Below are 10,561 nucleotides of genomic sequence, written 5' to 3'. Positions count from 1 at the left end.
CGCCGCCCGCGCCGCCGCCGCCGCCCTGCGAGAAGGCGTTGCCGCCCGCACCGCCGGCCCCGCCGGTGAGCACGCCGCTGCTGGCGACATCGGCCGCGGGGTCGAGCAGCGTGGCGCCAGGGCCGCCTGCACCGCCGCCGCCGGCGGCCCAGTAGCCGTTGCCGCCCGCGCCGCCCGCACCGCCGGTGGCCGAGAAGGTGGCTGCGGTGGTGGCCGGGCCCATGGCGTTGCCTACATGGCCGCCGCCGCCGCCGCCGCCATAGCCGTTGCCGTTGGCGAAGTCGCCGGTCTGCGATTGGCCGGCCGCACCGGCGTCGCCCTGCCAGGTGCCGGGGCCCACCAGGGTGGTGGAAGCTCCTGCGGCGCCGCCTGCGCCGGGGGTGGCGCCGGCGAAGCTGCCGATGTCGGCGCTGCTGCCGGCGCTGGCGCCGGCCTCGGTGGAGGCGCCGCCGTCGCCGCCGTGGGCGTTGACGGTGGTGTCGTTGAGCCCGCCGCTGCCGCCCTGGGTATCGCTGCCGCCGCTGCCGGCGTGCAGGGAGGTGTCGCTCGTGGGCTGGCCGCCGGCGGCGCCGGCGGCGCCTGCGGGCAGGGCCAGGGCTGCGCCGAGCAGCAGCACGGACAGGGCGATGGCGTGCAGGGGCAGGTCGGCCCGATCAGGTGTGCCGATCTGCGGATTCCAGAATGTGCGAATAGTCTTGTCCACAACCTCTTCCTTCATGCTTAAGTTCATTGCGACCGCATCCAGGCAGGTGTTGGAAAGTTGCTCCCTGATGACCCGGAACCAGTCCGCCAGAGCAATGTAAACAGATGTACTAACTCGTGACATACCCCATCAGGTACCTCGTTTGAGGCGGCTCGGCTCGGCTGCTTTTGGGAGGCGCTTACCGAACCAGCCAAGCACTCGCACGCGTTTCGCGCTACCGCCGACGGAAACCTGGCGCGGATACACGTCGCTGCGACAAGATGTAATTAATGTTTCTACAGGCGAGGCTGCGCGAACATGGCGAGCTTCGGAGTGGATGACTCGAAGCGCTGCAAAATGTTAAATTCGTAAAAAAGGCCAACTCGACTGCGATCCTTCTTGCGTTCGCACGCGGGACCGGGAGATGGCCTCCGCACGGAGCGGTTCTGCAGCATTGCCGTCCTCACGCGGCGATCCGCAGCGCTCCAGGTAACCACCTTGCTCCCGGATTTACGGTCACATGACATCTTCATTTGTCCTTTCAGCCGCGCGCGTGCCGTCTGCCCGCCCGCGATCCCTTGCCTCCTGCTTCCTTGCCCTGCTCCTGGGCGTCATTGCGTTGCTGTCCGGGTGCGGCGGCGGCTCGGCGGGCGGCGTAGGCTTTGTCGGCGGTGTTCCCGCCGGCCCGCAACCGCCCACGGGATTGAGCTACGCGATGACTTCGGCCGTCTACGAAGTGGGCCAGCCGGTTGTGCCGAACCGCCCCAGCGCAAGCGGTGGCGCCGTCGAGCGCTATTCGGTTGCACCGCCGCTGCCGGCCGGCCTGGCGCTTGACCCCGCCACTGGCGTCATCAGCGGAACGCCCACCGCGGTCGCACCGTCCACCGTGTATGTGGTTACCGCCGAGAACGCCGGCGGCAACACAACGGCCCGTGTGGAAATAGAAGTGCGCAGCACACCCGCCGCGCCGGCCGGGCTGACCTATCGCGTCGTGTCTGCGGTCTACACCGTGGGTGAGACCATTGCGCCGAATGCACCCAGCAGCAGCGGCGGTCCGATCACCGGCTACGCCGTCGCACCGGCGCTCCCCGCCGGACTGCTGTTCGATGCGCAATCGGGAGTCATCAGCGGAACACCCACCGCGCCGGCCGCCGAGGCCGACTACATCGTCACCGGCAGCAACGCGGCCGGGTCGGCCATGGTCACGCTGCGGCTCGCCGTCAACCCGGCACTGGTGGCGCCCGCCAGCGTGAGCTATGCCACGCCCGATGCGCTGTACGTGACGAGCGAGCCCATCGTTCCCAACACGCCGCAAGTCACCGGCGGCGTGGCCTCCGCGTTCTCGGTCTCGCCGGCGCTGCCCGCGGGCCTGAGCCTGAACACGCTGACCGGCGCAATCACCGGTACGCCGACCGCACTGCAGCGGCAAGCGACGTACACCATTACCGCAAGCAACAGCGTGGGCTCGGCGCAAACGCAGATCCGGATCACCGTCACGGGGCGCGGGAGCTGGACAACGCTAAGCGCGGTTCCGCTCGCCCGGCACTATTTTGCGATGGTGCGGCTGTTCGACGGCAAGGTGCTGGTCATCGGCGGGTTCGCGAGCGGCAGCGTCACCAATTCAGTGGTCATCTACGACCCTGCAACCGAAAGCTGGTCGCCCGCAGCACCGATGTTGTCCGCGCGCTCCGATCCGTCGGCAACGGTGCTGCCGGATGGCCGCGTGCTGGTTGCCGGAGGCAATACGACTGTCATCTCAACCGTTGCGACCGCCGAAATCTACGATCCGGCAGCCAACACCTGGACCGCGACCGCCAGCATGGCCGAAGCCCGCACCCGGCAAACGGCCACGCTGCTCCCGAGCGGCAAGGTTCTGGTCATCGGCGGCTACGACAGCACCGGCAGTACCACGTTCTCACAGACGGCCGAAATGTACGACCCTGCGCTCGGCACCTGGACTGCAATGGCCACGCAACTGGCGAGTGCGCGCGGCCAGCACGCGGCGCAACTGCTGCCGGGCGGCAATGCCGTGCTGCTGATCGGCGGCGTCAACAGAACCGGGTTCGTGGACACTGCCGAACTGTTTCCCGTCAACGGCAGCGGCAGCACCACGGTGCTGCCGGGCACGGTTCCGGGTGGCAACGTCTACACCTCGGTGCTGCTCGACGACGGCAGCGTGCTCGCCATGTGCGACCGTAGCAATACCGCCTTGCGCTTTCATCCTGACACCTCGAGCTGGACGACGAGCACCTTCAGCGCCACGCGCTCGCTGCCCACCATGACCACGCTCGCAGACGGGCGGGTTTTGCTGGCCGGGGGAGTCGGCGGCGGCGGTGTTCGGCTGACGACGGCCGACATCTACAACCCCGATTCGAATGTGTGGACCACGGCCGCCCCCATGGCCACCGGACGCAGCGGAGCCTCGGCCGTGCTGCTGAACGACGGCAGCGTGCTGGAAGTGGGCGGGTTCAACGGCACCAGCCTCGATTCCACCGAACGCTACACGCCATAGCCAGCGAGGCGCGCGCCTTATCTTGAAGCACAGCTTCAAAAGGCATGCTGCATTGGCCACTATTTCTTTCAGACCCCGGTCTCTACAGTCGCGCATCGCACGATGAGCGACCCAACAAGAAGGGGCTGAAAGAAATGACCGAAAACCAGAATCCGCATCGCGGCCCCAGCCGCACCACCGCCGTTTCGCGCGGGGTGCTCGCTTCCCTCGTGGCGCTGCCATGCATCGCCGCCGGGATTGCCTGGCCCGCACCAGCTTCAGCCAGCCAGGCGCTGGCCCAGAAGTATTCGTGCGTTGCGTGTCATCAGCCGGCCACCAAGGTCGTGGGCCCCTCCTGGAAAGACATCGGCGCAAGGTACGGCGACGGCAAGGGAACGGCCGCGCAACTGGCCGCCAGCATCAAGGCCGGCAGTTCCGGAAAGTGAGGCTCGATGCCGATGCCCCCGCAAGCACAGGTTCCCGAGGCCGACGCACAGTTGCTCGCGCAATGGCTGCTCGACGGCGCCAGGTAGTCAAAAGAAACCATCACACCCCACCCTGCGGAGAACAGAACATGAGCGCGCTCCACGTCAATGGCCGTGAACACACGGTCGACGCCGATCCCGGCACCCCCATCCTCTGGGCCCTGCGCGACACGCTGGGCATGACCGGCACCAAGTTCGGCTGCGGCGCCGCGCTGTGCGGTGCCTGCACCGTGCACCTGGACGGCCAGGCCATCCGCTCGTGCATCACGCCCATCTCGGCGGCCGAGGGCAAGAAGATCGTCACCATCGAAGCCGCCACCGACGGCAGCGACCGGGTCGGCGCGGCCGTGCATGCTGCTTGGGTGAAGCACGATGTGGCGCAGTGCGGCTACTGCCAGAGCGGCCAGATCATGAGCGCCACCGCATTCATCAAATCGCTGCCGCCCGGCAAGCAGCCCAGCGCGGACGAGATCGACTCGGCCATGGCCGGCAACATCTGCCGCTGCGGCACCTATGCCCGCATCCGGGCCGCGGTGGCCGATGCCGCCAAGACCCTGGCCTGAAGGAGCACGCTACATGTTGCCCACCCATATCGATCCGAGCGAACTCCCGCGCGCCCTGCAACGCCTGCTGGCCGCAAGCCAGCCTGACGCCGGCGCCGCCGCCCTGCCCCGCCGCAGCTTCTTGAAGCTGGCGGGCGTGGGCGGTTTGGCGATTGGCGCCTTTCCGCACATGGCCATGGCGCAAACCGACGGTGCGGCCAAAGCGGCCGGCGGACTCAAGCCCACGCAGCAGCCGCTTGCCTTCGTGCAGATTGCCCGCAACGGCGAGGTCACCGTCACCCACAACCGGCTTGAATTTGGCCAAGGCGTGCAAACGGGCTTGCCGATGATCCTGGCCGAAGAGCTCGATGCCGACTGGAGCCTGGTGCGCAGCAAGAGCGGCACCAACGATGCGGCCTACCACGACCCCGTCTTCGGCATGCACCTGACAGGCGGCTCCAACTCCATCAAGAACAGCTTCACGCAATACCGCGAGCTTGGCGCCCGTGCACGGGCCATGCTGCTGTCGGCCGCAGCCGCAAGGTGGAATGTGGACGTGGCCACGCTGCGCACGCAAGCCGGCACGGTGCTGGGCCCGGGCGGACGCAAGCTGGGCTACGGCGAACTGGCCGAAGCCGCCATGGCCCTGCCGGTGCCCGAGAAGGTCACGCTCAAAGACCCGAAGGACTTCCGCATCATCGGCCGGCCCACCACGCGGCTGGACGCACGCGCCAAGAGCAGCGGCCGGCAAGACTTCGGCATCGACGTCAAGCAGCCCGGGCAGCTTACCGCCGTGGTGGCGCATCCGCCGGTGTTCGGTGCGCGGCTCAAGTCCGTGGACGACAGCGCGGCGCGCGCCGTGAAGGGCGTGAAGGCGGTGCTGCGCGTGCCGCTCGATCGCGGTGCCGAAGGCGTGGCCGTGGTGGCCGACGGTTACTGGCCGGCCAAGATGGGCCGCGACGCGCTGAAGCTGCAGTGGGACACCTCCGCCGTTGAAAAGGTCGACAGCGAGAAGCAGCTGGTGCAGTACCGCGAACTGGCCGCCAAGCCCGGCCCGCGCAAGTTCGACGCCGACATGGCGCCGCTGGCCAAGGCGCCCCGGCAGCTGGAAGCCGAATTCGTGTTTCCCTACCTGGCCCACGCGCCCATGGAGCCGCTGAACTGCACGGTAAAACTGTCGGCCGACCGTGCCGAACTGTGGGTCGGCACGCAGAGCGCGGGGCTGGACGCCGCCGCCGCGGCGCGCACACTCGGCCTCAAGCCCGAGCAGGTGAGCGTGCATGTGCAAATGGCAGGCGGCGGCTTCGGCCGGCGCTTCGTGGGCTCCAGCGACTACGTGGTCGAGGCCTGCCAGATCGCCAAGGCCGCGCGCACCGCGGGCCTCACTGCACCGGTGCGCCTGCTGTGGAGCCGCGAGGACGACATCAAGGGCGGCTACTACCGCCCCATGCACCTGCACCGCGCCCGCATCGGCTTCGACGAGCGCGGCAAGGTGCTGGCATGGGACCACGTCATCGTGGGCCAATCGATCCTTACGGGCACGGTGTTCGAATCGTTCCAGGTGAAGGACGGCATCGATGCCTCGGCCACCGAAGGCATGCGCGAGCCGTATCCGCTGCCGATGCGCCTTACCGTGCACCACCCCAAGGTGAACGTGCCGGTGCTGTGGTGGCGCAGCGTGGGTTCCACGCACACCGCGTTCGTGATGGAAACACTCATCGACGAAATCGCGCACAGCACCAGGCAAGACCCGGTGGCCTATCGCATGCAGCTCTTCGGAGACAAGCACCCGCGCCATCGCGCCGCGCTGCAAATGGCGGTCGACAAGAGCGGCTACGGCAAGAAACAACTGGCACAGGGCCGGGCCTGGGGCGTGGCGGTGCACGAGTCGTTCGAGTCGGTGGTGGCCTATGTGGTCGAAGCTTCGGTGAAAGACGGCCAGCCGGTGCTGCACCGCGCCACCGCCGGCGTGCACTGCAACCTGGCCGTCAATCCGCGCAGCGTCGAGGCGCAGGTGCAGGGCGCCGCGGTCATGGGCCTGTCGATGTGCCTGCCCGGCGGCGCCATCACACTGAAAGACGGCGAGGTGCAGCAAAGCAACTTCGGCGACTTTGCCGTGGCCCGCATCACCCACATGCCTGAGTTCGAGGTGCACGTGGTGCCCAGCGCCGATGCGCCCACCGGCATCGGCGAGCCCGGGTTGCCGCCGCTGGCACCGGCGTTCGCCAACGCGCTCGCACGGCTCACGGGCAAGCCGCTGCGCCAACTGCCCTTCAACCTGGCGTAAGCCCGCGCGGCAAGGCTCAGTCCGCCTGCACGCCCGCTGCGCGAATCACCTTGCCCCACTTCTCGGTCTCGGCCGCGAGGTGGGTGCGCAGCGCCTCGGGCGTGACCTTCTCCATGGGCACGGCCTCGGTGCTGAGCTCGGCAAAGCGCTGCTTGACCATGTCGTCCTGCAGCGCCACGCGCAGCGCAGCGTTGAGCTTTTGCATGACGGCCGGCGGGGTGCCCTTGGGCGCATAGATGCCGTGCCACACCTTCACGTCGAAGCCCTTGAGCCCCTGCTCGTCGAGCGTGGGAATGTTGGGCATGCTGGCCAGCCGCCTGGGCGTGGTTACGCCGAACACCTTGACGCGGTTGCCGTCCTTGATGACCGGTGCGGTCTGCGTGGTCTGGTCGCACAGCAGGTCGACCTGCCCGCCCATCACATCGTTGAGCGCGGGGCCCGCACCCTTGTAGGGAACGGTGGTGAGCTGCACGCCGATCTGGTGGGCAAAGAGCATGCCGCACAGCTGCGACACGGCACCAACGCCGGCGTTGGCAAGCGTGACCTTGTCCTTGTTGGCCTTCACATAGGCCAGCAATTCCTGGAAGTTGTTGGCCGGGAAATCCTTGCGTGAGAGCAGCGTCATCGGCACGTCCATCACCTGGCCGACGTATTCGAAGTCTTTCAGCGGGTCGTAGCTGAGCTTCTTGTAAAGCGCCGGCGCTGTGGCCATGCCCATGTGATGGATCAGGATGGTGTAGCCGTTGGGCGCCGCCTTGGCCACCCGCCCGGGTGCGATGGTGCCGCCCGCACCCACTGTGTTCTCGACGATGACCGTCTGCCCGAGCGATTTGCCCATGGGAATGGCCAGCATGCGCGCCACCACATCGGTGGGGCCGCCGGCCGAATACGGCACGACCATGGTGATGGGCTTGTCAGGCCAGGGCGCCTGTGCAGTGGCCGGTGTTTGCGCGGCCAGCAGGCAGGCGCCCAGCGACGCGGCCAGCACCGCCTTTGTCTTCCAGTTTCTTGTTGCTTTCACTTCGTTGTCTCCTTGAGGTTATTGGTTTGGAATGTTCGAAGCGCCGCCGCCTTCAGGGCGGGGCTTGCGACTCGAGCGCAAGCAGCCGCTCCGCGAGCCGCACCACCGGCGCGTCGACCATGCGTCCGTCGAGGCTGACGACACCGCCGCCCGCAGCCCGGGTCGCATCCATCACGCGGCGTGCCCATGCGAGCTCGTCGGGGTTTGGGCCGAGCGCGGCATACACAGGCGCGACCTGGTCCGGGTGAATGCAAAGCTTGGCGCCGAAGCCGCCGCGACGTGCGCGTGCCGCATCGCTGGCAAGCCGCACCGTGTCGCGCCAATCGGGCGTCACGCCGTCGATGGGCGCTGCAAGGCCGGCGCGGCGCGAAGCCAGAACCAGCGCCAGGCGCACCGGCACCAGCTCCGCTTCGTTCGCATCGCAGGCAAGCCCCAGGTCGGCCTGGAAATCGAGGTTGCCGAATGCGAGCCGGAGCACCTGCGGCGCGGCCGCCAGTTCGCGCGCGGCTTCCAGGCCCGCGGCCGATTCGATCAACGGCACGAGCAGGCCCTTCGGACCGATGGCCGCACCGAGCCGCTGCAAGTCGGCAGCACGCTCGGCCTTGGGCAGCATCACGCCGGCAATCAGGCCTTGTGCGGCGAGCTCGCCCACCTCGGCAAGGTCATGGCCGTGCCACGGCGTGCCGCACGCATTGATGCGCACCAGCAGGCGTTGCCGCTGCACCGCGCCCAAGGTACCGAAAGAAGCCTTCAGCTGTGCACGCGCTTCCGCCTTGCGGTCAGGCGCCACTGCATCTTCCAGGTCGACGATCACGCCGCCCGCGCCGCTGGCCAGCGCGCGCGCATGGCGCTCCGGCCGGTCTGCGGGCACGAACAGGAAGGTGCGCGCCAGGGCCAGCGGCGAGGCTGCATGCATTGCGCTCACACTGCCCCCGCCTCTCGCAGCGCGGCAATGTCGGCATCGCCCCGCCCCAGGCTGCGCAGAATGGCTTCGGTGTGCTCACCGACGGCGGGCACCGGGTCCATGCGGTAGTCGAACGCGCTCTGGCGGCCCGCCGGCAACAGGGCCGGAATGTCGCCAGCCGGCGAACCCACCTGCCGCCAGCGGTCACGCGCCTGCAATTGCGGATGCGCCCACAGCCCCGCCATGTCGTTCATGCGCGCGTTGGCAATCTGCGCAGCATCTAGGCGCTCGAGCACCTGCGCACTGCCAAGCGCGGCAAAGGTCTCCACGATGATGGCGCGCAATGCCTCGCGGTTTTCGTTGCGCCGGGCGTTGCTGTCGAAGCGCGCATCGGTGGCAAGCCCCGCCTGCAGCAGAACCTTCTCGCAGAACGCACGCCATTCGCGTTCGTTCTGCAGGCCCAGCATTACCGTGCCGCCGTCGCCAGCCGGAAACGGCCCGTAGGGGTAGATGGTCGCGTGCGATGCGGCGCTGCGCGGCGGAGGCGCTGCGCCTTCGTAGGCGTAGTACATCGGGTAGCCCATCCACTCCGCAAGCGATTCGAGCATCGACACGTCGATGTGCGAGCCCTTGCCCGTCTTGCCGCGCTGCAGCAGCGCCGCGAGGATGCCGGTGTACGCATACATGCCCGCCGCAATGTCGGCAATGGAGTTGCCCGACTTGCACGGATCGTCCGGCGTGCCCGTCACCGAGAGAAAGCCTGCTTCGCTCTGAATCAGCAGGTCGTACGCCTTCTTGTCGCGGTAGGGGCCGTCTTCGCCATAGCCCGAGATGTCGCACACGATGAGCCGCGGGTGCCGGGCCTGCAGTGCCTCGGCACCCAACCCCATGCGCGCAGCGGCGCCTGGCGCAAGGTTTTGCACCAGCACATCGGCACTGGCGACCAGCTCTTGCAGCACCGCCAAGGCGGCCGGTTGCTTCAGGTCGAGCGTGAGGCTTTCCTTGGAGCGGTTCACCCACACGAAGTGCGAGGCCTCGCCCCCCACGCGGGCGTCGTAGGCACGGGCAAAGTCACCCACGCCAGGGCGCTCCACCTTGATGACGCGGGCGCCAAGGTCGGCCAGCTGCCGGGTGCAGAACGGTGCGGCAATCGCGTGTTCGAGCGAAACCACGGTAATGCCGTCGAGGGGTCTTGTCATGCGCTTGTGTTTCCTGTGTTCATGCAAGCACGGCCGTGGCCTGCATCGTGAGCCAGCCGTCGGCGTCTTCGCCCCACAGGCTGAAAGTCTTGCCGTCGGTGCTGCCTTCGGCCGGCTTGCCATGCACGCGGAACGAAGCAATGTCGAAGGTCGGCCGCACCGCCCGGAATTCGAAGCGCGCAAGCTGTGCGCCCGGCACGTTGCGGCGCAGCAGGTCGACCAGCAGAGTGGCAATGAGCGGGCCGTGCACGATCAGTCCCGGGTAGCCCTCGACCTGCGTCACGTAGCGGCGGTCGTAGTGAATGCGGTGGCCGTTGAAGGTAAGCGCCGAGTAGCGGAACAGCAGCACGTCGTCGGGCACGATCTCGCGGCTGAAGGCGGCGTCTTTGGGCGCGGGCGTGGGTGGCGGGGTTTTCTCATCGGGGCCGGCAGCGGCGCGGTAGACGATGTCGTGCTCTTCGGTGAGCGCGAGCCCGCGTTCGTTGCGAACCTCATGGCGCACGAGCACGAACACCAGCTCGCCGGTGCGGCCGGCCTTGTGCGTAACCGATGCAATGGTCGAGATGCGTTCGACCTTGTCGCCAACCTGCAGCGGATTGCCCTTCTCCCACGCCAGCCGTCCGCCAGCCCACATGCGGCGCGGCAGCGGCACGGCCGGCAAGAAGCCGCCGCGCTTTGCATGGCCGTCTTCGCCGATTTCGGATTGGCGATGGTGCGGCAGAAAGTAGAGCCAGTGCCAGAGTTCGGGCAGGCGCGTGCCGGCTGTGGGCAATGCGTCGTCACGGTCCAGCGTGGCGGAGAGTGCGCGCACGGGCGCGGCGGTAATGTCGTCGGCCAGCGTTTCGCTGCGGCCTTGCCATGACTGGAGCTTTGCAAGCGTGCCGCTGTCGATCAGCGGCAATGAATTTTCCGGGGCGTGATTGTTCATGGTTCTTCTGTCATGTCATCAG

8 protein-coding genes and 1 pseudogene are annotated in these 10,561 nt (G+C 68.0%); 4 read left to right on the top strand and 5 right to left on the bottom strand.

Features of this window, described 5'->3' with window-relative positions:
• A pseudogene (locus J2X67_RS13365) lies at window positions 1-718 on the bottom strand (autotransporter outer membrane beta-barrel domain-containing protein); the annotation flags it as partial.
• Window positions 719-1,202: 484 nt separating this feature from the next.
• On the opposite strand from J2X67_RS13365, the gene J2X67_RS13360 reads away from it, so the two are divergent.
• From J2X67_RS13360 to J2X67_RS13345, 4 genes are all read left to right on the top strand, one after another.
• Window positions 1,203-3,194, top strand: coding sequence for a putative Ig domain-containing protein (locus J2X67_RS13360; protein WP_309953661.1), 1,992 nt, complete (start codon window positions 1,203-1,205; stop codon window positions 3,192-3,194).
• 134 nt (window positions 3,195-3,328) lie between these two features.
• Window positions 3,329-3,619: a hypothetical protein gene (locus J2X67_RS13355; protein WP_309953659.1), complete on the top strand. Its 291-nt coding sequence runs from the start codon at window positions 3,329-3,331 to the stop codon at window positions 3,617-3,619.
• A 128-nt stretch (window positions 3,620-3,747) separates the two neighbouring features.
• Complete coding sequence (locus J2X67_RS13350) at window positions 3,748-4,221, top strand: (2Fe-2S)-binding protein (protein WP_281150363.1); 474 nt, start codon at window positions 3,748-3,750, stop codon at window positions 4,219-4,221.
• 13 nt (window positions 4,222-4,234) lie between these two features.
• Window positions 4,235-6,487: a xanthine dehydrogenase family protein molybdopterin-binding subunit gene (locus tag J2X67_RS13345; protein WP_309953657.1), complete on the top strand. Its 2,253-nt coding sequence runs from the start codon at window positions 4,235-4,237 to the stop codon at window positions 6,485-6,487.
• Window positions 6,488-6,503: 16 nt separating this feature from the next.
• Here the strand turns inward: J2X67_RS13345 and J2X67_RS13340 are convergent, their stop codons facing one another.
• Genes J2X67_RS13340 through J2X67_RS13325 form a run of 4 tightly spaced genes read right to left on the bottom strand, consistent with a single transcriptional unit; the run spans window position 6,504 to window position 10,539 of the window.
• On the bottom strand, window positions 6,504-7,508 hold the full coding sequence (locus tag J2X67_RS13340; protein ID WP_309953655.1) for a tripartite tricarboxylate transporter substrate-binding protein: 1,005 nt from the start codon (window positions 7,506-7,508) through the stop codon (window positions 6,504-6,506).
• A 52-nt stretch (window positions 7,509-7,560) separates the two neighbouring features.
• The gene (locus J2X67_RS13335; RefSeq protein ID WP_309953686.1) at window positions 7,561-8,424 is read right to left on the bottom strand and encodes a CoA ester lyase; all 864 of its coding nucleotides are present in this window, start codon (window positions 8,422-8,424) and stop codon (window positions 7,561-7,563) included.
• 5 nt (window positions 8,425-8,429) lie between these two features.
• On the bottom strand, window positions 8,430-9,611 hold the full coding sequence (locus tag J2X67_RS13330; RefSeq protein WP_309953653.1) for a CaiB/BaiF CoA-transferase family protein: 1,182 nt from the start codon (window positions 9,609-9,611) through the stop codon (window positions 8,430-8,432).
• A 19-nt stretch (window positions 9,612-9,630) separates the two neighbouring features.
• Window positions 9,631-10,539, bottom strand: a complete 909-nt coding sequence (locus tag J2X67_RS13325) for a MaoC family dehydratase N-terminal domain-containing protein (RefSeq protein WP_309953651.1) — start codon at window positions 10,537-10,539, stop codon at window positions 9,631-9,633.
• Between the last annotated feature and the right edge of the window lie 22 nt (window positions 10,540-10,561).

The sequence above is a fragment of the Variovorax sp. 3319 genome (assembly GCF_031456585.1).
Lineage (GTDB): Bacteria > Pseudomonadota > Gammaproteobacteria > Burkholderiales > Burkholderiaceae_C > Variovorax > Variovorax paradoxus_P.
Note: the sequence above shows the minus strand (reverse complement) of the source record. Positions and strands in the feature narration are given on the sequence as shown.